This window comes from Mycobacterium sp. E1214, assembly GCF_001666755.1.
GTDB lineage: Bacteria > Actinomycetota > Actinomycetes > Mycobacteriales > Mycobacteriaceae > Mycobacterium.
In genome coordinates, this window is sequence record NZ_LZJC01000130.1 from 17,855 (window position 1) to 39,939 (window position 22,085).

21 protein-coding genes and 1 tRNA gene are annotated in these 22,085 nt (G+C 68.6%); 6 read left to right on the forward strand and 16 right to left on the reverse strand.

Annotation, left to right across the window (positions count from 1 at the left end):
* Nucleotides 1-76 precede the first annotated feature (76 nt).
* The 8 genes from A5700_RS18240 to A5700_RS18275 all read right to left on the reverse strand — a co-directional run bounded on the left by A5700_RS18240 (nucleotide 77) and on the right by A5700_RS18275 (nucleotide 5,918).
* On the reverse strand, nucleotides 77-559 hold the full coding sequence (locus tag A5700_RS18240) for an ATP-binding protein (RefSeq protein WP_068065553.1): 483 nt from the start codon (nucleotides 557-559) through the stop codon (nucleotides 77-79).
* 109 nt (nucleotides 560-668) lie between these two features.
* Complete coding sequence (locus A5700_RS18245) at nucleotides 669-899, reverse strand: deoxyribodipyrimidine photolyase (protein WP_068065550.1); 231 nt, start codon at nucleotides 897-899, stop codon at nucleotides 669-671.
* Between the two features lie 101 nt (nucleotides 900-1,000).
* Entirely contained in the window at nucleotides 1,001-1,654 is a 654-nt protein-coding gene (locus A5700_RS18250) for a nitroreductase (RefSeq protein ID WP_068065549.1), read from the reverse strand.
* Nucleotides 1,655-1,669: 15 nt separating this feature from the next.
* Entirely contained in the window at nucleotides 1,670-2,605 is a 936-nt protein-coding gene (locus A5700_RS18255; protein ID WP_082960328.1) for an NADP-dependent oxidoreductase, read from the reverse strand.
* A 59-nt stretch (nucleotides 2,606-2,664) separates the two neighbouring features.
* Nucleotides 2,665-2,737, reverse strand: a tRNA-Arg gene (locus A5700_RS18260).
* Between the two features lie 49 nt (nucleotides 2,738-2,786).
* Entirely contained in the window at nucleotides 2,787-3,605 is an 819-nt protein-coding gene (locus A5700_RS18265; protein WP_068065547.1) for an LLM class F420-dependent oxidoreductase, read from the reverse strand.
* 30 nt (nucleotides 3,606-3,635) lie between these two features.
* Nucleotides 3,636-4,691 carry a poly-gamma-glutamate hydrolase family protein gene (locus A5700_RS18270; protein WP_068065531.1) on the reverse strand — a complete coding sequence of 352 codons (1,056 nt, stop codon included), beginning with the start codon at nucleotides 4,689-4,691 and terminating at the stop codon, nucleotides 3,636-3,638.
* The gene (locus tag A5700_RS18275) at nucleotides 4,692-5,918 is read right to left on the reverse strand and encodes an Nramp family divalent metal transporter (protein WP_068065529.1); all 1,227 of its coding nucleotides are present in this window, start codon (nucleotides 5,916-5,918) and stop codon (nucleotides 4,692-4,694) included.
* 243 nt (nucleotides 5,919-6,161) lie between these two features.
* Between A5700_RS18275 and A5700_RS27230 the strand changes: the two genes are divergently transcribed.
* The gene (locus A5700_RS27230; protein ID WP_255377966.1) at nucleotides 6,162-6,290 is read left to right on the forward strand and encodes a hypothetical protein; all 129 of its coding nucleotides are present in this window, start codon (nucleotides 6,162-6,164) and stop codon (nucleotides 6,288-6,290) included.
* Between the two features lie 74 nt (nucleotides 6,291-6,364).
* On the opposite strand, the gene A5700_RS18285 is transcribed toward A5700_RS27230, so the two are convergent.
* Nucleotides 6,365-7,438: a diacylglycerol kinase gene (locus A5700_RS18285; RefSeq protein WP_068065512.1), complete on the reverse strand. Its 1,074-nt coding sequence runs from the start codon at nucleotides 7,436-7,438 to the stop codon at nucleotides 6,365-6,367.
* A 23-nt stretch (nucleotides 7,439-7,461) separates the two neighbouring features.
* Complete coding sequence (locus tag A5700_RS18290) at nucleotides 7,462-8,253, reverse strand: SDR family oxidoreductase (protein ID WP_068065510.1); 792 nt, start codon at nucleotides 8,251-8,253, stop codon at nucleotides 7,462-7,464.
* Between the two features lie 209 nt (nucleotides 8,254-8,462).
* Between A5700_RS18290 and pstS (A5700_RS18295) the strand changes: the two genes are divergently transcribed.
* The 4 genes from pstS (A5700_RS18295) (at nucleotide 8,463) to pstA (ending at nucleotide 12,754) form a co-directional block, all read left to right on the forward strand.
* Entirely contained in the window at nucleotides 8,463-9,554 is a 1,092-nt protein-coding gene (gene pstS, locus A5700_RS18295; protein WP_369828285.1) for a phosphate ABC transporter substrate-binding protein PstS, read from the forward strand.
* 160 nt (nucleotides 9,555-9,714) lie between these two features.
* Nucleotides 9,715-10,827 (forward strand): phosphate ABC transporter substrate-binding protein PstS, encoded by a 1,113-nt coding sequence (pstS, locus tag A5700_RS18300; RefSeq protein WP_068065507.1) that lies wholly within the window; start codon nucleotides 9,715-9,717, stop codon nucleotides 10,825-10,827.
* Between the two features lie 60 nt (nucleotides 10,828-10,887).
* Nucleotides 10,888-11,832 carry a phosphate ABC transporter permease subunit PstC gene (gene pstC / locus A5700_RS18305; RefSeq protein ID WP_369828286.1) on the forward strand — a complete coding sequence of 315 codons (945 nt, stop codon included), beginning with the start codon at nucleotides 10,888-10,890 and terminating at the stop codon, nucleotides 11,830-11,832.
* Between the two features lie 19 nt (nucleotides 11,833-11,851).
* Nucleotides 11,852-12,754 carry a phosphate ABC transporter permease PstA gene (gene pstA, locus A5700_RS18310; RefSeq protein WP_068065502.1) on the forward strand — a complete coding sequence of 301 codons (903 nt, stop codon included), beginning with the start codon at nucleotides 11,852-11,854 and terminating at the stop codon, nucleotides 12,752-12,754.
* Between the two features lie 10 nt (nucleotides 12,755-12,764).
* Here the strand turns inward: pstA and A5700_RS18315 are convergent, their stop codons facing one another.
* The 6 genes from A5700_RS18315 to A5700_RS18340 form a co-directional block, all read right to left on the reverse strand.
* Nucleotides 12,765-13,709 (reverse strand): Ku protein, encoded by a 945-nt coding sequence (locus A5700_RS18315; protein ID WP_068065499.1) that lies wholly within the window; start codon nucleotides 13,707-13,709, stop codon nucleotides 12,765-12,767.
* A 79-nt stretch (nucleotides 13,710-13,788) separates the two neighbouring features.
* Nucleotides 13,789-14,844 carry a GGDEF domain-containing protein gene (locus A5700_RS18320; protein ID WP_068065496.1) on the reverse strand — a complete coding sequence of 352 codons (1,056 nt, stop codon included), beginning with the start codon at nucleotides 14,842-14,844 and terminating at the stop codon, nucleotides 13,789-13,791.
* Nucleotides 14,845-14,944: 100 nt separating this feature from the next.
* Nucleotides 14,945-15,871, reverse strand: a complete 927-nt coding sequence (locus A5700_RS18325) for a carbohydrate kinase (protein WP_068065493.1) — start codon at nucleotides 15,869-15,871, stop codon at nucleotides 14,945-14,947.
* Entirely contained in the window at nucleotides 15,868-17,280 is a 1,413-nt protein-coding gene (locus A5700_RS18330; RefSeq protein ID WP_068065490.1) for a mannitol dehydrogenase family protein, read from the reverse strand. The genes A5700_RS18325 and A5700_RS18330 overlap by 4 nt, the downstream gene beginning before the upstream one ends.
* Before the next feature lie 103 nt (nucleotides 17,281-17,383).
* A complete protein-coding gene (locus tag A5700_RS18335; protein ID WP_068065487.1) occupies nucleotides 17,384-18,241 on the reverse strand; it encodes an HAD family phosphatase in 858 nt (285 codons plus the stop codon).
* Nucleotides 18,238-19,764, reverse strand: a complete 1,527-nt coding sequence (locus tag A5700_RS18340) for a mannitol dehydrogenase family protein (protein ID WP_068065484.1) — start codon at nucleotides 19,762-19,764, stop codon at nucleotides 18,238-18,240. The genes A5700_RS18335 and A5700_RS18340 overlap by 4 nt, the downstream gene beginning before the upstream one ends.
* Nucleotides 19,765-19,892: 128 nt before the next feature.
* Between A5700_RS18340 and A5700_RS18345 the strand changes: the two genes are divergently transcribed.
* Nucleotides 19,893-22,085: ATP-dependent DNA ligase (locus tag A5700_RS18345; protein ID WP_068204915.1), on the forward strand; the 2,193-nt coding region annotated here is incomplete at its 3' end.

A 22,085-nucleotide genomic window follows, 5' to 3' on the forward strand; every position in this document is an offset into this window, starting at 1 on the left:
TGACGATCAGCGCGGCGGATTGCGAGTTGCGGGCGCCGTTTCAGCGCATCGAAACAACTCGGGGCGCGACGGGCAGTCACGCCGACTGGCGCTTGGCCCCGGAAAAGGCGACCGGCCAATCCTGGGACTGACCGGTGAAGCGGAACTCGAGGCACACGGTCGTGCCGCGGCCCGTGCCCCGGACCGTGACATCGTCGGCAATGGCCCGCATCAGCAAAATTCCCCGACCCCGCAGGGGATTCGCCGCGAAGTCGGGCTCCACCCAGACGCCGTGGTCAGTCACGCACACCGACAAGGTGAACTGCTTAGGGTCGTAGCTGACCTGCAGCGTCATCAGTCCCGGCGTGTCCCGCCCGCGGTACGCGTGGTCGGCGCAGTTGGCCAAAGCCTCGTCGGTGGCTAAAACGACGTCGGCTTTACGGTCCGTGTCCAACTCGATGACGTCGTCCAACCAGCGTCGCAGGTCGCGCCGGAAAGCGGTCACCGCACGCGGATCGGCGCGGGCGGATCTCGTCAGCGTCGGGCGGGCGTCGTCATTGGTGGCGGCGTGTAAGGACATGGTGGCCAACGAGTACCCGAGTCCCTCGCGCGATATACCTCGCGAGCCGGCGCGGGCCGCAAGGGACCCACCATCAGCGGTCGCGCCCGCCGCGGCGCAGGGGCGTTGGCTAGCTTTTTTTGCTCGGGATCACCGAGATGACGATCAGCGTCAGGATGCTGAAGAAGAGTCCGAGGATGCCCCAGCCCAACGGGTTGCGGCCCTTGAACCCGGCGATGACCGCGCAGATGACGGCGGCGATGAGGCTGCCGATCGCGACGAAGATGCCCTTGATGCCCCGCAGGATCAGACCCGCCGCTTGCGGATTGTCCTGCGCGGCCAAGACGAGCGAATGCAGCATGACCCCGGCCTCCTGTGATGTGTGCCACGAAGGTTAGCGCACGCGCGGGAACCGGTGCGCGGGATTCGACTGCGCAACGGTTCTACGGGGCGACGAGCGACTCAATGGTCGAGGAAGGTGACGTTGTCGCCCAGCGGGTTGCGCGGCACGTCGAGGTGGTTCGCCGCGAACTCCGGGTCGGAGTAACCGATCGACACGCCGCACAGGATGCGGTACTGCTCGCCGATGCCGAGCTGGGCGCGCAGCACTTCCGGGTAGCCGGCGATCGATACCTGCACGCAGCTGCCCACGCCGCGGGCGGTCAGCGCGAGCAGGAAGGTCTGCAGGAACGCACCGACGCCCACGGCGTCGACATAGTCGAGGTCGCGGTGCATGCAGACGACGCCGGCCATGGGGGCGCCGAAGAAGTCCCAATTTCGCAGCACAGCCCGTCGCCTGGCCTCGGTATCGTGCCGCGCGACACCCATCGCGCCGTAGACCAGAGCGCCGAGGTTCTGGCGCGCCGGCGCGAACTCGGCGGGCAGCGACGGAACCTTGGGCGCGGCCGTATTAGCCTGGGCCAGCAGGGCTTTGGCGACACGATCGCGGGCGGCGCCGGAGACGAAGGTGACGTGCCAGGGCTGGATGTTGGAATTCGACGGCGCCCGGACGGCCAGTTGCAGCGACTCGGTGACCAGCTGTGCCGGCACGGGTTTGTCGCGAAGGAACAGGCGGGCAGATCGGCGCCCGCGGATGGTGTCTTCCAGGTCATACATCGGGGGTTCGCCGGCCTAGTCGCGGACGACGAGCACGGTCTTGCCGGGCCGGTGTTGGCCGCGGCTCGCGTAGGCCGAGCGGCCCTCGCGCAACGGGAACGTGGCGGCGATGGGTACGCGCAGCCGGCCGCCGTCGACCAGTTCGGTCAGGCGGCGCAGCTGTTCTCGGTCGGGGGTGACGACGAAGAAGTCCGCGACCACGCCGTAGGTATCGGCCAGGCCGGCCGGTGGCGGGGCGGACAGGGTGACAATCCGGCCGCCGCCCCGCACGACGTCGAAACTGCGCCGCAGGGTCTGGCCGCCGATCGTGTCGATCACGACGTCGTAGGCCCGTCCGGCCGCGTCGAAACGGTCGCGGCGCGTGTCGATGACCCGTGCCGCGCCGAACCCGACGAGCAGGTCGCGCGCGTCGCTGCGCACGGTGGCGCTCACCTCGGCGCCCAGGCCGGTGGCGAGCTGAACGGTCAACGCGCCGACCCCGCCGGCGCCGCCGTGGACGAGGACACGCTCCCCGGGCCGGACATCGGCGTGCTCGACGAGCGCCTGCCACGCGGTCAGGCCCGCGAGCGGGAGTGCGGCCGCGGTCACGTGCGACACCGTCGTGGGTCGGCCCGCCAGGTCGGCCGCCGGCACGGTGACGTACTCGGCGGCCGCGCCGTCACGGTCGAACCGAATCAACCCGTAGACCTCGTCGCCGCACGCCACCTCGGTGACCCCGTCCGCCACGGCGGCGACCACGCCGGACACCTCGTGTGACGGGATGGTCGGGGTGCGGTCCACCCCGCCTCGTTCCCACGTCTCGTCCCAGGTCAACTCGTCGAAGGTGATGGCGGCGGCGTGCACCTCGACGAGAACCTCGCCGGGCGCGGGCACCGGCATGGGGGCTCGCTCCACGACCAGGACCTCCGGTCCACCGCGCCGATGCGCCCGCAGTGCGATCATGCCGCTCATCGGAACCCTCTCCCGCGGCGCCGCGGCGGACGGTGCCGCGCGGAGCGTCCTACCCGTCGTGCCCCCGGCAGGATTCGAACCTGCGACACCGGCTTTAGGAGAGCCGTGCTCTATCCCCTGAGCTACGGGGGCGGACCGGCCTGAGCTTACCGGCAGTGCGGCCCCGCGCCGGCCACGCTGCTCAACGGAGCTCGGCGATCACCTTCGAGAAGTTGTCCATGTGGTTGTCCTGCACGGTGAAGAACGAAACCCCGTACTTCTCGCGGTATTCGATGAGGGTGTCGGCGATGTCGCGGGGCGATCCGCTCAACACCGAGTGCATGGCCAAGATCTCCTCGTCGCTCATCCCCGCCGCGTACCGGCGGGTCATCGTCAGGTCCGGCTGGGTCTCGCCCGCGGGCGGCACCGCGGTGATGGCCAAATTCAGCTCGAGCGTGTCGAAGCGATCACCGGCCGCCGCGCGGACGAAGTCGACGCGTTCGGTCAGCGGGTCATCGGCGCCACGGACGTTCGCGCCGGTCAGCCCGACGATGTCGGCGTGCCGCGCAGCCAGCGTCAGCACCCGATCACCGTTGCCGGCGATCATGATCGGCGACGACGGGTGATGCTCCTTGAGGTATTTCGTCATGTGCTCGAGGTAGTCCACGCGGGCCCCCGCGCTCGGGTACGGCAACTCGGCGGCGTCGAATTCCTCGCGCACGTAGCCGGTGCCCAGGCCGATCTCGACCCGGCCGTCGCTCAGCTTCTCCAGGTCGAGGAGGTCCCGGCTCAGCAGGGCCGGCTTGTAGAAGGCGGCGTTGAGCACGTACATGCTCAACCGCAGCCGGGTGGTGACCATGGCGACCGCGGTCAGCGTCGGAAATGGCGCGGCCGCACCCAGATGGTCGGGCACACAAAGCACATCGAAGCCGAGGTCCTCGGCGCGCTTAACCTTATCCTCAAGCGCCGCACGGGATTTGACGAATCTCATGCTCAGCCCGAAACGAAAACCCTTAACCACCAAACAACTCCGTTCAATAGATGAGGACAACTACCAGCACAGTGCCGCTTTCGCCAATCCCCGGATCAGTGCGTTGGTGACCGGCGACAGACCGTCGTCGCCCGGCAGCGGGCTACGCGGGCTGATGCCCCGAACCCGCGCCGACAGCTCCAGCTGGGCGCCGCCGTCGCGCATCAGGTTCACCGGGTTGCGTGGATGCAGACCCCGCAATTCCGGCGGAATGGCGTCGAGGTCGGTGACGACGTGATACCCGGGGATCTCCACGTGTGTGGCCAGGTGCTCGGCCAACGCCCGGTTGCGGCCGCCCGCCAGCAGGTGCGTGCTGCGGCCGATGCGTCCGTAACCGTGCAGGGACACCCCGAGGTCGACATGGGCGAGAAACTTGGCGAGTTGCGGGGAGGCGGCCGGATCGAACGACGCCGACGGCAGGTGGTGCGGATAGCGGGCGGGGTGGCGCAGCACGTACAGCGAGGCGCCGGCGGCGTCGGCGGCGCGCTCGGCGATCACGTCGGTCATCTCCTCCAGCCCGCCGCCGTGGATGGCGAGAAAGCCGAAACGCGAACGCAATCGGCTCTGCTCGATGATCCCGGGCTCGCGTAGCAGCTCGGAAAACGACTGTGGCGCAGGCCCATTCGCCACCGTTGGGCGTGGCCATCGCGCCGGATCCCAGCGGTGCAGAAAGTCGATCCAGCGTTGTGGGAGTCCGTGGTGCCGGGCGCCGTCGATGATCTTCGGCAGGTAATCCGGGCGGGGCGGCCCGGGCTCCACGCGGTGGTCGATGTAGACCCACGCCGGCTCGGGACCAGTGGCGGTGAGCACGGTCAGCCGGTCCCGCCGGTAGCGCACCGGCACGCCCTCGGCGCTGTCCAGGGTCGCCAGGTCGTCGTCGGAGATGTGCCAGAGCACCCCGTGCACCTGGGTGCCGGCGAACGGCTCCACCGTCGCCACGCCGCGCTGATTGATCAGCCACTCATGGTCGGCCAGGATTGCCGGTCGTGGATCCGCGGCACCCGGGCAGCGCTGCGTCATCTGGCGCACGCAGAGGTTCGACCCGTAGGCGAAGTAGGGGTGCCGCCGGCCCGGCATTCAGCCAGTCACCGTCAGCCAGATCAGTACCACGTTAAGCAGACTAATCATGACGCCCACGGCCCAGCCAATAATCGTCGTGACGCGGTGGTTGGTGTCGTTGCCCATCAGCTCGCGGTCGCTGGTCAGCTTGACCAGCGGGAGCACCGCGAACGGAATCCCGAAGGACAACACCACCTGGGACAGCACCAGGGCGCGCGTCGGGTCGAAGCCGACCGCGAGAATCACCAGGGCCGGGCACAGGGTGACGACGCGGCGCAACAGCATCGGAATCGACCGGTGCAGCAATCCCTGCATGATCATGGCGCCGGCGTAGGCGCCCACCGACGACGAGGCCAGGCCCGAGGCCAGCAAGCCGACCGCGAACAGCACCGCGATCGTCGGCCCGAGCGTGCCGTGAATCGCCGAGTAGGCGCCCTCGATGGTCGCGTCGACGCTGTGATGCTGCAGGTTGATCGCCGCGATGAGCAGCATGGCGGCGTTCACCGTGCCCGCAACCGCCATGGCCAGCACCACATCCCAGCGCGTGATGCGCAGCAGCATCCGCCGCTGAGCGCCCTCCTGCGGATGCCCGTGCCGGTCGAGGACCAGCCCGGAATGCATGTAGACGGCGTGGGGCATCACGGTGGCGCCCAGGATGGCGGCGGCCAACAGCACGCTCTCGGTGCCGCGGAACCGGGGCAGCAGCCCGCCGAGCACCGCGTCCGACGGGGGGGTCTTGACGAAGAAGCTGGCGGCGAACCCGATGGCGATCACCAGCAGTAAGCCGGTGATGACGCGCTCGAAGATGATCTGGCCGCGGCGGTCCTGAATCGCGAGCAGCAGCAGCGCCACCACGCCGGTGATCAGGCCGCCCAGCAGCAGTGGCAGCCCGAACAAGATGTGCAGGCCGATCGCGCCGCCCACGATCTCGGCCGCATCGGTGGCGATCGCCACCAGCTCGGCCTGCGCCCAGTAGACCAGCCGGGCGGGGCGGCTCATCCGCTTGCCGATCGCGGCGGGCAGCGAGCGCCCGGTCACCAGCCCGAGCTTGGCCGACAGGTACTGCACCAGCCCGGCCAGGACGTTGGCCACCACGATGACCCATAACAGCAGGTAGCCCAGCTTCGCGCCGGCGCTGACGTTGGCCGCGACGTTCCCCGGGTCGACGTACGCGATCGCCGCGACGAAGGCCGGACCGAGCAGGTACCAGTTGCCCCTCAGCGAGCCCTGCGTGCTCTGCGCCACCCTGCCGCCCCTTGTTTTCCCATCACCGAATAGAGAAGTGAGGTTATCCGAACATCTCGCCGCAACCCGCATCGAGTGCAGGGTCGAAGGAGCCGGCCGGAACCCGGCCGTCACTTGTTATTACCCGGACAGTCGCCGGTCATGCGGGCGGTCACCGGCGGCGTTGCGGGCGCGCGGGCACTGTCCCGCCTCTGGCGCAAAAGCGGCCACTGGCGGCCCCGGACGATCGTAGACTTCCCAGGCATGACCAGGGGGAAGAAAATCCTGCTTGCGTTGGTGCTCGCGGTCGGGGTGTCGACGACGTCGGTGAGCTGTTTGCCGATCGTCAGCATTCCCAGCTGCCCCGCGGGCGGCGGCCCCGTCGGCTGCTGATCCAGCGCACCGAGCGCTCGGCGTGGTGGACCGCGCCGGTTTGAGCATGCACCGCGCTCGGGGACGCGGCCCGGTCACAGCCGGTAGAGCCCCTTGCCGGTGATCAACGGCAGGTCCAGCGTCGTCACGATGCCCGGCGCGGCCGCGACCACCGCGGGAATGGCGTTCACCACCCGCATCGCGGTGGCGACCAGCCCGGCGTGGTTGTGGTCGCCGTTCGGGCTGCCCAAGCACACGTCGACGGCGTAGGACGGCTCGCCGGTGACCTCGATGCGATACGAACCGCCGTCCTGGGCGGGCTGCGGCCATTCGGGGCACAGGTCCTCGCGCAGCCGGGTGACGTGCTCGAGGACCACGGCGGGCTCGCCGTCGACCATGCCGAACACCTCGAAGCGCAGCGCCGCCGCGGTGCCCTTCGCGATGTGTCCCGACGCGATGTCGAAGTCCTCCGGCGCCGGCACCCGCACGTACTCCTGGGTGACCTCGTCGAGGCAGACGCCCAGGCCGGCAGCAAGTTGCCGGATGACCGAGCCCCACGCCAGGCTCAACACGCCGGGCTGCAGCAACATCGGGATGTCGTCCATCGGCTTGCCGAACCCCATGACGTCGAACATGACCGCGGCGCTGTCGTAGGTGGCGTAGTCGACGATCTCCATGCAGCGGATCTGCTGGATGGACTGGCAGGTGCCGGCCAGGGCCAACGGCAGCAGGTCGTTGGCGAATCCGGGATCGATGCCGTTGACGTACAGACTCGAATTACCTTCGCGCGCCGCGTCTTCCAGTGGCTTGATGAGCTCTTCCGGGATGACCTGCCAGGGGTATTGCAGGAAGACCGGACCGCTGCCCACGACGTTGATGCCGGCGGCCAAGACGCGCCGATAGTCCTCCAGCGCCTCCGGCAGCCGGTTGTCGGCCAGCGCGTTGTAGACCGCGCACTGCGGTCCGGTGGCCAGGACGGCGTCCAGATCCGTGCTGGCGAGGATGCCGGTCGGCTCCGGCAGCCCGGCGAGCTCGGCCGCATCCTTGCCGGCCTTGGCGTCCGACGACACCCACACCCCGGTCAGCTCGAAATCCGGGTTGGTGATGAGCGCCCGCAAGGCGTGGATGCCGACGTTGCCGGTGCCCAGTTGGACGACGGGGATAGCCATGTCGCGCTCCTAGCGGTCGTTGCTCACAGGTCCGGAACCGGGATGTCCAGATTGGGGTAGGTCAGGCCACCGTCGACCTCCAGGGTCTTGCCGGTGAGGAAGTTGCCGGCCGGGGACGCCAGATAGACGGCCGCGGCGGCGATGTCGACGGGATCGCCGAGGCGGCGCATCGGGGTCGCCTTCTCCATCGGCGCGCGCAAGTCGTCGTTGGAGGCGACCACGTCCAGCGCGGAGGTGAGGATGGACCCCGGCGCGATGGCGTTGACCCGGATGCGCGGGCACAGGTCCAGCGCGGCCGACCGGGTGTAGTGGGCCAGCGCAGCCTTGGCGGTGGCATACGCGGCGAAGCCGCGCCCGGCCAGGCGGCCCATCGTCGAGGTGATGTTGATGATGCTGCCGCCGCCGGAGTGCTCCAGCATCAACGGCACCGCCGCGACGGTCAGCGCGTGGGCAGTGGCGACGTTGAAGGTGAACGCGTCCTTGAGGTCCTTGGTAGACGTGGTCAGCAACGTGTTCGGCATGGTCCCGCCGACGTTGTTGACGACGATGTCTAGTTTGCCGAACGCCTCGACGGCCTGACCCGCCAGCTGCGCGGTCGTGTCGGGGTGGGCCAGGTCGGCGGCGACGACGTGCGCCCGCCGCCCCGCGGCGCGGACCTGTTCGGCGACCTCTTCGAGCTGGCTCTGGGTGCGCGACGCGATCACAACGTCGGCACCGGCCTCGGCGAACGCGAGCGCGATGGCGGCCCCAAGGCCGCGGCCCGCGCCGGTGATGACGGCGACCTGATCGTCCAACCGGAATCTGTCCAGGATCATGACGGCCTCTCCTCGCCTCGATTGTCAGCCGACACCGTAGCAAGTCGGCGCGGCCCGAACGAGGCGTTTCTGGAACAGGTTCTAGTTCGGTTCTCGCGGTGGCCGGCCGCGGTAGCGCCAGGGTCGACGCGCGCGCAGCGCCGATCGCAGATATTTTGAGCACTGTGACCGCTTCGTGGGCGCCGTCGCGTCCAGCCGCGGCCACCAGATTGCACCGCCTGACGTTGAGCGTGCTGGCCGTCGTCGCGCTGGCGTTGTCGGGGTGCGCCGGCCGGGACAACGCCAGCGCGCAGGGGCAGGGTGGGGACGCCTCCGTTGCCTGCGGCGGCACCAAGACGCTGAAGGCGAGCGGCTCGACGGCGCAGGCGAACGCGATGACCCGCTTCGTCAACGCGTTCGAGAAGGCCTGCGGGGGGCAGACGCTGAACTACACCCCCAACGGATCCGGCGCCGGTATCGGCGAATTCACCGGCGGCCAAACCGATTTCGCCGGCTCGGATTCACCGCTGGCGCCGATCGAGTATTTCGCGGCGCGGCAGCGATGCGGCTCGCCGGCCTGGAACCTGCCGGTGGTGTTCGGCCCGATCGCCATCAGCTACAACGTGCGGGGCGTCGCCTCGCTGACCCTGGACGGTCGCACCGCCGCGCGAATCTTCAAGGGCGCGATCACGACGTGGGACGACGCGGCGATCAAGGGCCTCAACCCCGGGATCGCGCTGCCCGCCGAGCCGATCCGGGTCATCTTCCGCAGCGACCAATCCGGCACCACCGACAACTTCCAGAAGTATCTCGATTCCGCGTCCGACGGTGTGTGGGACAAGGGCATCGGCAAGACCTTCAACGGCGGCGTGGGCGAGGGGGCCGACGGCAACGCCGGCGCGGCGGCCGCCGTGAAGACCACCGACGGCTCGATCACCTACACCGAGTGGTCGTTCGCCCAGGCGCAGAAATTGGGCATCGCCAAGATCGTCACGTCGGCTGGCCCGGATCCGGTGGCGCTGAGCGTGGAATCGGTTGGCGAAGCCATTGCGGGAGCCACGATCTCGGGCCAGGGCAACGACCTGGTGGTGGACACCTACTCCTTCTACAAGCCGACCCGCCCCGGCTCGTACCCCATCGTTCTGGCCACCTACGAGATCGTGTGCTCGCACTACCCCGACGCGCAGGTCGGAGCCGCGGTGAAAGCGTTCCTGCAAAGCACCATCGGTGCCGGGCAGAGCGGCCTGACCGACAACGGCTATATCCCCGTGCCGGCGCCCTTCAAGCCGCGGCTGTCCACGGCGATCAACGCCATCTCCTGACGCCCCGATCGGGGCGTCAGGTGCGGCACAGTGGACGGCGCAAATTTGCCCCATGTTCACCTTGTTACGGTTAGCTTCGTCTCTGCGAGACGGTGGATCGGCGCGTGGCGGTGAGACGAAACGGCGACGGTCCCGTTCATCCCTACCGTAAGGAAATGACTTGAGAATGAACCGATCTGGCGCTGCGCTGAGTGCGTTGACCGCCGGCGCGCTGATCTTGTCGGGGTGTGGCAGCGACAACAACGCCGGCGGCGGTAGTGCGAGCAGCGGCGCGCCGGCGGCCAAGGTCAGCTGCGGCGGCAAGAAGAGCCTGAAGGCCAGCGGCTCCACCGCCCAGGCCAACGCGATGACCCGCTTCGTCAACGCCTTCGAGCAGGCCTGCCCCGGACAGACTTTGAACTACACGGCCAACGGCTCAGGCGCCGGAATCAACGAATTCACCGGCAATCAAACGGATTTCGGCGGTTCCGACTCGCCCCTGGCGGCAAAGGAATACGCGGCGGCCCAACAGCGCTGCGGCGCACCGGCATGGAACCTGCCCGTGGTGTTCGGGCCGATCGCCGTCACCTACAACGTCGCCGGCGTGAACTCGTTGAGCCTCGACGGTGCCACCGCGGCCAAGATCTTCAACGGCGCGATCACCGCCTGGAACGACCCGGCGATCCAGGCGCTGAACCCGGGGGTCACCCTGCCCGCCGAGCCGATCCACGTCGTGTTCCGCAACGACGAGTCCGGCACCACCGACAACTTCCAGAAGTACCTCGACGCCGCCTCCAACGGCGCGTGGGGCAAGGGCGCCGGCAAGGCGTTCAAGGGCGGCGTCGGCGAGGGCGCCAAGGGCAACGACGGCACCTCCGCGGCGATCAAGGCCACCGAGGGCTCGATCACCTACAACGAATGGTCCTTCGCCCAGGCGCAGAAGCTCAACATGGCGAAGATCGTGACCTCGGCCGGCCCGGACGCGGTGTCGATCAGCGCCGACTCGGTCGGCAAGACGATCGCCGGCGCGACCATCGCCGGGCAGGGCAACGACCTGGTGCTCGACACGCTTTCCTTCTACAAGCCCACCCAGCCCGGCTCGTATCCGATCGTGCTGGCGACCTACGAGATCGTCTGCTCGAAATACCCGGACCCGCAGGTGGGGACGGCGGTCAAGGCGTTCCTGCAGAGCACCGTCGGCGCTGGGCAAAACGGGCTGGCCGACAACGGATATATTCCTATCCCGGACTCGTTCAAGTCGAGACTGGCGGCTTCGATCAACGCCATCACATGATCTGAGGTGGTCGTGGCACACGGAACGGTAACCAGCCCGTCGACCGCGCAGCGGCCCCAACTGCCGGCGCTCAACGCCGGCGCGGCGCGTCGGGGTGACCGGGTGTTCAAGCTGGTCGCCTCGGCCGCCGGGATGACCATCGTGACCGCGATCGGGCTGATCGCGGTGTTCCTGCTGGTCCGCGCGGTGCCGTCGCTGCGCGTCAACCACGCCAACTTCTTCACCAGCGCGCAGTTCGACACCACGGACCCGGGCAGGCTGGCGTTCGGCATCCGCGACCTGGCCATGGTGACGGTGCTCAGCTCGTTGACCGCGCTGATCCTGGCCGTGCCGGTCGCCGTCGGGATCGCGGTGTTCCTCACGCAGTACGCGCCGCCGCGCCTGGCCCGCCCGTTCGGCGCGATCGTGGACCTGCTGGCCGCGGTGCCGTCGATCATCTTCGGCCTGTGGGGGATCTTCGTCCTGGCGCCCAAGATCGAGCCGATCGCGGCCTTCCTCAACCGCCACCTGGGCTGGCTGTTCCTGTTCAAGGAGGGCAACGTCTCGCTGGCGGGCGGCGGCACCATCTTCACCGCCAGTGTGGTGCTGTCGGTCATGATCCTGCCGATCGTCACCTCGGTGTCGCGCGAGGTGTTCCGCCAGACCCCACGCATCCAGATGGAGGCCGCGCAGGCGCTGGGCGCCACCAAATGGGAGGTGGTGCGGATGACCGTGCTGCCCTTCGGCCGCAGCGGGGTGATCGCGGCGTCGATGCTGGGGCTGGGGCGCGCACTGGGCGAAACCGTGGCGGTGCTGATCATCTTGAGGTCGTCGGCCCGCCCGGGGAACTGGTCACTGTTCGACGGCGGCTACACCTTCGCCTCCAAGATCGCCTCAGCCGCCGCCGAGTTCAGCGCGCCGCTGCCCACCGGCGCCTACATCTCCGCGGGGTTCGCGCTGTTCGTGCTCACCTTCGTCGTCAACGCGCTGGCGCGGGCGATCGCCGGCGGCAAGGTCAACGCATGACCCGTCAGGAGCGGCGGCCGTGACCGTCGACGCGTTCGACCGGCCGGTCAAGGTGCCGGTGTTCCGGCCCCTCGGCCTGCGGCGACGGCTCACCAACGCCGTCGCGACCGTGTTTTTCTTCGGGTCTTTCATCGCCGCGCTGGTCCCGCTGGTCTGGGTGCTGTCCATCGTCGTGGGCCGCGGCTGGTACGCCGTCACCCGGTCGGGTTGGTGGACCCACTCGCTGCACGGGGTGTTGCCCGAGCAGTTCGCCGGTGGGGTGTACCACGCGCTGTACGGCACGGTGGTGCAGGCCGGGGTGGCCGCCGCCCTGGCGGTTCCGCTGGGCCTGATGACGGCGGTGTTCCTGGTGGAGTACGGGACCGGGCGGCTGGTGCGCGTGACGACGTTCATGGTCGACGTGCTGGCCGGGGTGCCCTCGATCGTGGCCGCGCTGTTCGTGTTCAGCCTGTGGATCGCCACCCTGGGATTCCAGCAGAGCGCGTTCGCGGTATCGCTGGCGCTGGTCCTGCTGATGCTGCCGGTGGTGGTGCGCAGCGCCGAGGAGATGCTGCGCCTGGTGCCCGACGACCTGCGCGAGGCCAGCTACGCGCTCGGCGTGCCGAAGTGGAAGACCGTGCTGCGCATCGTCTTCCCGATCGCGATGCCCGGCATCGTCTCGGGTGTCCTGCTCGCCGTCGCGCGGGTGATCGGCGAGACCGCGCCGGTGCTGGTCCTGGTCGGCTACAGCCGATCGATCAACCCCGACATCTTCCACGGCAACATGGCGTCGCTGCCCCTGCTGATCTACACCGAGCTCACCAATCCCGAACACGCGGGATTCCTGCGAATCTGGGGTGCCGCGCTGAGCCTGATCATCATCGTCGGCGTGATCAACGCCGTCGCGGGGGCGACGCGCTTCCTCGCGACCCGCCGGCGCTGAGGGAACCGGTCTAGGACTTCGCCGCGGCCTTCTTCGCGGGCGCCTTCTTGGCCGGTGCCTTCTTGGCGGCGGCCGCCTTCTTCGCCGGCGCCTTCTTCGCGGCGGCTTTCTTGGCGGGCGCCTTCTTCGCCGACGTCCCACCCGAGCCGTCCGTCGAACCGCCTCCGGACCGGGCCCGCACGCTGGCCTCCAACTTGGCCAACAGGTCCGAGACGTCCTCGGTCTCGTCGAGCTCCTTCGGCTGCTCCTCGGTGGTGAACGCCTCCCCGCCTTCGAGTTTGGCGTCGACCAGCTCTTGGAGCTGCTCCTGATACGTGTCGTGGTAGCGGTCGGGGTTGAACTCCTCGGCCATCGACTCGACCACCTGCCCCGCCATCTTCAGTTCAGCGGGCTTGATGTCGACTTCCTTGTCCAGGACCGGGAAGTCGGGATCACGGATCTCGTCGGGCCACAGCAGCGTGTGCACCATCATCACGTCGCGCTTGCCGAAGTCCTTGACCCGCAACGCCGCCAGCCGGGTCTTGTTGCGCAATGTGAAGTGCACGATCGCCATGCGATCGGTCTCGGCCAGCGTCTTGGCAAGCAAGACATAGGATTTCGACGACTTAGAGTCCGGCTCCAGGAAATAGCTGCGGTCGAACAGCATCGGGTCGACCTGTTCGGCGGGAACGAATTCCAGCACCTCGATCTCGCGGCTGCGTTCCTCGGGCAAGGTGGCGATGTCGTCGTCGGTGATGATGACCATCTGGCCGTCGTCGGATTCGTAAGCCCTGGCGATGTCCCGGTATTCGACGACTTCACCGTCCACCTCGCAGATGCGCTGGTAGCGAATGCGGCCGTTGTCCTTGGCGTGCACCTGGTGGAACTTGATGTCGTGGTCTTGGGTGGCGCTGTACACCTTGACCGGGACGTTGACCAGCCCGAAGGCGATGGAACCCTTCCAGATGGAGCGCATGGTTGTCAGTATGCCCGCAGCGCCGGTGGCAAAACAGCACGACGGGGCTACAAGCGTCACACAGTGCGGCTTTCCGACGCTATTCGCGATAGTGGCGAACCTGGTTGCCCCCGGCGCGTTTGGCCTCGTACATGGCGGCATCCGACGTCCTGATCAGATCGTCGATGACGTCCGTGGATGGGGCGGCCGCGTCGCTCAGCGGGGCGCTCGAGGCGCCGATGCTCGCGGTGATGGCCAGGGGTATCTCGGCGATCGCGTGGCAGATCCGGTCGGCCATGGCGGTGGGCTCGGGCGCGGTGTCGACGTCGGCGACGACGAATTCCTCCCCGCCGGCCCGGCCGATCACGGCGGTGGCGCGGCAACTGTGCCGCAGCGCCGCGGCGACGGCCACCAACGCCTGGTCTCCGGCGGCGTGGCCCTGCGTGTCGTTGAGCCGCTTGAACTCGTCGAGGTCGATGACCAGAACCACCAGGTGCGCCCCCGGCGTGCCGCGGTGCACCCGGACCAGTTCGTAGGCCGAGTTGTTGAAGGAGCGGCGGTTGTGCAGGCCGGTCAGGGGATCGCGGTCGGATGTCTGCAGATCCGTGCGCAGCGTCTGCACCAGCGACTGCATGCCGAACGGCACCCCGATGTTGAGGCCCACCACGACGATGAGGGAGCCGGCGGTCAGGGCGACGTCACCGGTGGCCGCGACGAGCCGGTAGGACAGCACCGCCACGCAGGCCGCGGCCACGGCCAGGTTGGCGCGCACGTACCCGGCGGGGTGGAAATAGGCGATGTACCCGCCCAGGATCGCGAAGGTGGTGCAGCCCATCAGCCCGACGTAGGGGTCCGAGAGCGACAGCAGGGCCGCCGCGATGGCCCCGATCGCAATCAGCAGCCAGGCGTTCGACTGGCGCCGGGTCGGCCAGCGCTTGAATCGCAGGGCGGCGCCCAGGATTCCCAACCCGGACGCCACCATGGTCACCGCCCGGGTCACCGGGTGCTGCGGCCCCACCGGGCTCCACAACATGATGAGCGGGTCGGCCGCGAACGCGGCGATGAACACCGCGGAGATCCTGCGCCACGGGGTCAGCAGTCCGTGCGTATCCAGGTAGGCGCTGACCCAGTCGAACTGGTCTGCCTGCTTGACCACCGGCCCCTACCTCCCGACAAACCCCGTCACCGCCTGGGCAGTCAATCTAGCGGTGCCACCGCGAGCGGCGCCGCGGCCGGTCGGACTAGCGGCGCGTGTCCTAGGCGAAATGTTGCGGGGCCGAGGTCGATTGAGCGCGGACGGTGGCCCGGTCGGGCAAATCAGCGCCGGCGCGGCCGACGGTCAGCGCCGACACCAACCCCGCCGCCCGTAACGCGGCGGTCAACTGGTCGGGCTGGATGCGGGCGAGCGCGGCGCGCCGGTCACCGCCCAACAGGTCCGATTCCCACAGCGCGTCGAGCAGGCCGGCCATGAACGCGTCCCCGGCCCCGATGGTGTCGACCACCCTGGTCGGCACCGCATCGGCGCGTGCCTCGCCGGCCGCGCAAAAGGCCAGCGAACCCCGCTCGCCCAGGGTCACGGCGACGACGGCCGGCCCGAGCGCCAACCAGGTGCGGGCCGTGCGTTCCGGCTCGTGGTCGGGGTCGATCCAGCGCAGGTCCTCCTCGCTGACCTTCACGATGTCGCTGCGCTCGACGAGGTGCTCGATGCGCGCGACGGCCAGTTCGCGGTCTTCCGTCAGCGACGGCCGGACGTTGGGGTCGAAGCTGATGGTGGCCGAGACCCGGTAGGTGTCGATGAGGGCTGCGACCGCCAGACAGCCCGGATCCTGTACGGCGGCAATCGATCCGGTGTGCACGAACAGCGGCGGCTCGACCGGCGGGGTGCCCGACAGTCGCCAGTCCAGGTCGAAGGCGTAGTCGGCGGACCCATCGGCGGCGAGCGTCGACCGCGCGGTCGCTGTGCGCTCGGCGCCTCGGCCTTCCGAAATGAGTTGCACCCCTGCGCCTTCGACATAGTCGACGATGCGTCGGCCATACGCGTCGTCGCCGATCGAGGTCAAGAAGTCGACCTCGCGGCCCAGCCGGCCCAGGCCGACGGCGACGTTCAGCGGGCTGCCGCCCACGTGCTCGTCGCCGCCGACGATGTCGATCAGCGACTCGCCGATCACCAGTCCGCGGGTCATCGCACCAACGCCTCCAGCGTCGCTCGAGCGCCCTTGTGGTGCAACGACTCCAGCGCCCAGCAGTACGCCTGGACGAAACGCGGCTGATGAGCCAGGTCGCCGAAGACCGCGGCGAGCTCGATGAACGCGGTCGGATTCTCGTACTGTGACCGTGCGATCGGGATCAGGGAATCGGCGAGCTGATCGACCACTTCGTAGGGTTGCCCCCACTCGTCGGTGCCCTCCGCGTAGCGGGCCCAACTGGCCACCACGGCGGCCGCCACCCGGACCGAGCCGTCGCTGGCGAGGTTGTCGCAGATCACCGGGAGCAACCATTTCGGGATGCGGTCCGAGGAGTACGCGCACAACCGCTCGATGGTGTCGCGCACTCCCGGATTGGAGAACCGCTCGATCAGGGTGCGGGTGTAGTCGTGCAGGTCGATGCCCGGCACCGGCGGCAGCGTCGGGATCGCCTCGGTGTCGAAGTAGGCGAGCAGCAATTCGGCGAACAACGGGTCGCGCGCCGCGTCGTGCACGTACTTGTAACCGCACAGCCGCCCGAAGTACGCCAGGCACTGATGACCCGCGTTGAGCAACCGCAGCTTCATCAACTCGTACGGGGCGACATCGTCGACCAGCAACACGCCCGCCTTCTCCAATGGTGGCCTGCCGTCGGCGAAGTCGTCCTCGAGCACCCAAGCGGTGAACGGTTCGGCCACCACCGGCCAGCGATCGTCGATGCCGAAGTCGCGCCGTACCTCCGCTGCCATCTGCAAGGTGGTGGCCGGGGTGATCCGGTCGACCATCGAGCTGGGGAACCGCACCCGCGCGGCGATCCACTCGGCCAGCTGCGGATCGCGGTTCTCGGCGTTGGCGAGGACGGCGCGCCGGGCGATCTCGCCGTTGTTTTCGATGTTGTCGCACGACACGATCGTCGGTGCGGCGATGCCGCGGCTGCGGCGTCGCGCCAGCGCCTCGACGATCAACGCGAAGGCCGGCCCGGCCGGGTCGCGGTAGCCGCCCTCGGTGATGGTCAGCGAGATGATCCGGGTGCTCGGCGCGGCAAGCACGTCCAGCGCGGCTTCTTCGTCGTCGGGCGCATACCGGTAATCGACTATCGACCCGATCACATGGGCGTCGCGGGTGCCGTCGGGGTTCTCCAGGATCAGCGTGTAGAGCCCGTCCTGACCGTCGAGCACGTCGCGCATCGTCCAGTCGGCGGGCATCACTCCCACGCCACAGATGCCCCACTCGCGGGCCAGGCCCTGCTGCAACAGCAGATTCAGGTACGCGGCCTGGTGCGCGCGGTGAAAGTGGCCGGCACCGATGTGCGCGATGCCGACGGTCACGCCGTCGCGATCGTAGGTCGGCGCGTCGATCGGCAGGTGCGCCAGCGCGGCGTTGTTCAGGGTGATTCCATCAGGCTCCATCGGCCAACTCCTCCCGGCGCCGCGGCCCGGCTCGTGGCGGGCCGCCAGCACCTCGACGGTACGACGGCGGGGCAGTGCCCACCGGCGTGGACGAGCGGGTGCCCTACGCCAGCGAGGAACCGCCCGCCGGTACGCCCGACGACAACAGGACATCGGCCAGGGCACGCCACGAATCGGTGATCGCGACGGCACCCGCATCGATCAATTCCGAACGGCGCGAATCCCGTTCCTCGGGCAGCACGAACATCACGTTACCGACCGTGGCGTAGCCGGCGGCAACTGCGGACGACACGCCGGCCACAGAATCCTCGATGGCCAGGCCTTGTTCGGCCGCGACGCCGAGCACCTGGCCGGCGTGCAGGTACACGGCGGGGTTGGGCTTGCTGGTCGGCACCGCCAGCGAGTCCTCGGCGCTGAACGTGACCTCGCCGGAGATCAACGAGTCGATGCCGGTGGCGGCGAAACAGGCGCGCAGGCGCTTGGTGGCGCTGGAGCTGACGGCCGCCAGGGCGAAGCGCGCCGCGAGGGCGCGCAGCGGCTCGAGCACCTCGGGATCCGGTTTCAAGGTAACGGCCAGGTGGGCGGTGACCCGTTCGCGTTCCTCGAGCACCCAGCGCTCGAGTTCGTCGGCGGACAGCGCCGTACCGTTCGCCAGGTCCTCGGCCGAGGCGATGGTGGCCGCCGGGCGGCCCTGCGCCAGGGTTTCCTGCAGCGGCACCTCGCATTGCACGGCCAGGTCGAGCGCGGTGTTGCGGAAATTCTTCCCCACCGCCCGCTTGCGCAACTCCTCCGCGCTCAGCGGAGCGGTCACGCCGAAGCGCGCCAGGAAACGGTTCGTCACCTCCGTCGAGGCGTCGAAAGCCGGTCTCTCCGAAGGAAACAGGTTGTCGTCGGCGTCGCACAGCAGAGTCGTGATCGGCGCCGGGGCAAACGCCCGCACAAAGGTCAGCCCCTCGGTCATCGGGCAATCAACTCCCGCTCGTCGTTGCGCATCGCTGCGCACAGCGTGGGCACGACACCGCGCTCGTCGATGTCGGAGATCATGGCGCGCAGGCGCTCCGCGAAGCCTGGAACCGCCCGCACCCCGGCGAACATCTCATGGCCCAGCAACGGGTCCGGGTCGCTGCCGGCCACGGTGGCCAACTTGACGACCGGAATGGCTTGCGAATCCTCGAGGCTGAACTTGCGCCCCTTCAGGTCGTGGCCGCGCATGTAGCGGGCCCAGCCGGCCACCGCCAGCATCAGCAGCGTGTGCGGCCTGCCCTGGGCGATCGCCTGCTCCAGCGACGGCATCACGAACTGCGCGATCTTGCTGGTGCCGCGACGAGCCAGCCGGGGCAGCTGGTCGCTCATCCGCGGATTGCTGAGCCGATCCAGCAGGATGCGCCGGTATTCCGGGGTGTTCATGCCGGGGACGGCGGGCAGCAGCGGCTGGATCTCGTCGCGCAACAGCCGCTCCACGTAGTCGAAGATGACACCGTCGCGCATGGCCTCATCGGTGCGCTGATATCCGGCCAGAATGGCCAGGCAGGCAAGCGCGATGTGGGTCCCGTTGAGAAGCCGGGTCTTGATCAGCTTGTGGTCGCTGACGTCGGCGACGAACTCGGCGCCCACCTCGTCAAGCGGGGGCCGCCCGTTGCTGAAGGAGTCCTCGATCACCCACTGGCAGAACGGTTCGGTCACCACCGGCCACTTGTCGGCCACGCCGAAGGTCTGCTCGACGAATTTGCGCTCTGACGTCGACGTCTGCGGCGTGATGCGGTCGACCATGGTCGACGGGAACGCGACGTAGGTGTCGATCCAGCGCGCCAGCGCGGGGTCCTTCAACGCGGCGAACGACACCAGGGCGGTCCGCGCCGGATGGGTGTCGCCGGGGATGTTGTCGCAGCACAGCACCGTAAACGGCGCGATGCCCGCGCGGCGACGCCGGTCCAGCGCTTCGGCGAGGTATCCCCACGCGGTGGCGTAACCATCGCTGGCGACGACGTCGGCGCGCACGTCGGGGTGGTCGGCGTCGAACTCGTCGGTGACCGGGTTCAGGAAGTAGCCGTTGTTGGTGATGGTCAGGCTCACGATGCGAGTTTGGGGGTCGGCCAGCGCGGCGCGCACCGCGGCACCGTCGTTGGGCGCGTAGTGCACGGACCCGATGGACCCCACCACGCGGGCGTTCTGGCGGTCATGGCCGCGCTGCACCACGGTGTACAGGCCGTCCTGAGCCGTCAGCAGATTCTTGACGTCGGGGGAGTGCAGGCTGACGCCGGTCAGACCCCAGTCGTCCGAGATGCCCTTGCGGGCCAGGTCGTCGAAGTAAACAGCCTGGTGGGCACGGTGGAAGTTGCCGGCGCCGATGTGCACGACGCCTCGGCCGAGGGCCGAGCGGTCGTACGTCGGGACGTCGACGCGCTGCGAGTGCAGCCGCAGCGTCGCATCGCTTAGCGGGACACTGTTGCTTGGACGCCAGGGGGAGGGGATCACGTCAAACATATTTTTCTGTGCCCCTCATTGATCGCCTGTATACGCGCCCGTGGGTCATGTCACAGAATAGGTTGACGGACTTCGCAATAAGCGGTGGTCACAGCGGTTAACAGCCTCGAAACAAGTAGGTTGGCACTATGGCACCGAGGGTGAAGCTGACCAACGCCGACAAGGTGTTGTACCCCGCCACCGGAACCACCAAGCAGGACATCTTCGACTACTACACGCGCATTGCGGAGGTGATGATCCCGCACATCGCCGGGCGGGCCGTGACGCGCAAACGCTGGCCCAACGGCGTCGAACAGGACTCGTTCTTCGAAAAGCAGCTGGCCGCATCGGCACCTGACTGGTTGCCCCGCGCCAGCGTCACGCACCGCTCCGGGACCACCACCTACCCGATCATCGACAGCGCCGAGGGACTGGCCTGGATCGCCCAACAGGCCGCGCTGGAGGTGCACGTTCCGCAGTGGCGATTCGTCGCGCAGTGGACGCGCAGCAAGGCTGAGGAACTTGTGCCCGGCCCGGCGACCCGACTGGTGTTCGACCTCGACCCGGGCGAGGGCGTCACCATGGCCCAATTGGCCTTGGTCGCCCACGCCGTCCGGGAGTTGATCGCCGACATCGGCCTGACCACCTACCCGCTGACCAGCGGCAGCAAAGGCCTGCACCTCTACGCGCCGCTGGCCGAGCCGGTGAGCAGCACCGGCGCGACCGTCCTGGCCAAACGGGTGGCACAGCAACTGGAAAAGACCATGCCCACGCTCGTCACGTCGACGATGACGAAGAGCCTGCGGGCCGGCAAGGTGTTCCTCGACTGGAGCCAGAACAACGGATCGAAGACCACCATCGCGCCGTACTCGTTGCGCGGCCGCGACCAGCCCACCGTCGCCGCCCCGCGCACGTGGGCCGAACTCGACGAGCCCACGCTGCGTCAATTGCGTTACGACGAAGTCGTGCAACGTGTTTCGCGTGACGGCGACCTGCTGTCACCGTTGGATGAGGACGCACCCGTCCCGGACCGGCTGAGCAAGTACCGCAGCATGCGCGACGCGGCGAAGACCCCGGAGCCGGTGCCGGCGAAGAAACCCCCCATCGGGCAGGGCAATACCTTCGTCATTCAGGAGCACCACGCGCGGCGCCTGCACTACGACTTCCGGCTCGAGCGCGACGGCGTGCTGGTCTCGTGGGCCATTCCGAAGAACCTGCCCGAGACCACCGCGGTGAACCATCTCGCGGTGCACACCGAGGATCATCCCCTGGAATACGGCGGCTTTGAAGGCAACATTCCCAAGGGCGAGTACGGCGCCGGCAAGGTGGTGATCTGGGACTCGGGCACCTACGAGGCCGAGAAGTTCAACGACCCCGCCGAGAAGGGCGAGGTCATCGTCAACCTGCACGGCAGCAAGGTCTCGGGTCGCTACGCGCTGATCCAGACCAACGGGGACCAGTGGCTGGCGCACCGCATGAAGGACCAGAACACCTTCGAGTTCGACTCCATCGCGCCGATGCTCGCCACCCATGGCTCGGTCGCCAAGCTGAAGGCGGGGCAGTGGGCCTTCGAAGGGAAGTGGGACGGCTACCGGCTGCTGATCGAAGCCGACCACGGCGACTTGCGGGTACGCTCCCGACGAGGCCGCGAGGTCACCGGCGAATACGCCCAATTGCGCTCGCTGGCAGCCGATCTCGCCGATCACCAGGTGGTGCTCGACGGGGAGGCCGTCGTCCTCGACGCCAACGGCGTGCCCAGCTTCCACGCCATGCAGAACCGGGGCCGCGGTACCCGTGTGCAGTTCTGGGCCTACGACGTGCTGTACCTGGACGGCCGGTCCCTGCTACGCGCCCGCTACTCCGACCGGCGGAAAGTGTTGGAAATGTTGGCCACCGACAGCAGCCTCATCGTTCCCGAGCTGCTGCCCGGCGACGGCGGTCAGGCGCTCGAGTACTCGGCCGAGCGCGGCTGGGAGGGCGTCATCGCCAAGCGGCGCGACTCGACCTACCAGCCGGGCCGGCGTTCGTCGTCGTGGATCAAGGACAAGCATTGGAACACACAGGAAGTGGTGATCGGCGGATGGCGGGCCGGTGAGGGCGGCCGCAGCAGCGGAATCGGCTCGCTGGTGCTGGGCATTCCGGGTGACGGCGGTCTGCAGTTCGCCGGCCGGGTCGGCACCGGCTTCACTGAACACGAGCTGGCCAACCTGAAGAAGACCCTCGCGCCGCTGCGCACGGAGTCCTCACCGTTCAACCCGCCGCTGCCCCGCGCCGAAGCCCGCGGCGTCACGTACGTCGAGCCGGTGCTGGTGGGGGAGGTGCGCTACAGCGAGTGGACACCG

Excerpts from the sequence above, each read along its gene's own strand:
- A5700_RS18240 (WP_068065553.1), bottom strand. The coding sequence starts at position 559 with ATGTCCTTACACGCCGCCACCAATGACGACGCCCGCCCGACGCTGACG.
- A5700_RS18245 (WP_068065550.1), bottom strand. The coding sequence starts at position 899 with ATGCTGCATTCGCTCGTCTTGGCCGCGCAGGACAATCCGCAAGCGGCG.
- A5700_RS18250 (WP_068065549.1), bottom strand. The coding sequence starts at position 1,654 with ATGTATGACCTGGAAGACACCATCCGCGGGCGCCGATCTGCCCGCCTG.
- A5700_RS18255 (WP_082960328.1), bottom strand. The coding sequence starts at position 2,605 with ATGAGCGGCATGATCGCACTGCGGGCGCATCGGCGCGGTGGACCGGAG.
- A5700_RS18270 (WP_068065531.1), bottom strand. The coding sequence starts at position 4,691 with ATGCCGGGCCGGCGGCACCCCTACTTCGCCTACGGGTCGAACCTCTGC.
- A5700_RS27230 (WP_255377966.1), top strand. The coding sequence starts at position 6,162 with ATGACCAGGGGGAAGAAAATCCTGCTTGCGTTGGTGCTCGCGGTCGGG.
- A5700_RS18285 (WP_068065512.1), bottom strand. The coding sequence starts at position 7,438 with ATGGCTATCCCCGTCGTCCAACTGGGCACCGGCAACGTCGGCATCCAC.
- A5700_RS18290 (WP_068065510.1), bottom strand. The coding sequence starts at position 8,253 with ATGATCCTGGACAGATTCCGGTTGGACGATCAGGTCGCCGTCATCACC.
- A5700_RS18315 (WP_068065499.1), bottom strand. The coding sequence starts at position 13,709 with ATGCGCTCCATCTGGAAGGGTTCCATCGCCTTCGGGCTGGTCAACGTC.
- A5700_RS18325 (WP_068065493.1), bottom strand. The coding sequence starts at position 15,871 with ATGACCCGCGGACTGGTGATCGGCGAGTCGCTGATCGACATCGTCGGC.
- A5700_RS18330 (WP_068065490.1), bottom strand. The coding sequence starts at position 17,280 with ATGGAGCCTGATGGAATCACCCTGAACAACGCCGCGCTGGCGCACCTG.
- A5700_RS18335 (WP_068065487.1), bottom strand. The coding sequence starts at position 18,241 with ATGACCGAGGGGCTGACCTTTGTGCGGGCGTTTGCCCCGGCGCCGATC.
- A5700_RS18340 (WP_068065484.1), bottom strand. The coding sequence starts at position 19,764 with ATGTTTGACGTGATCCCCTCCCCCTGGCGTCCAAGCAACAGTGTCCCG.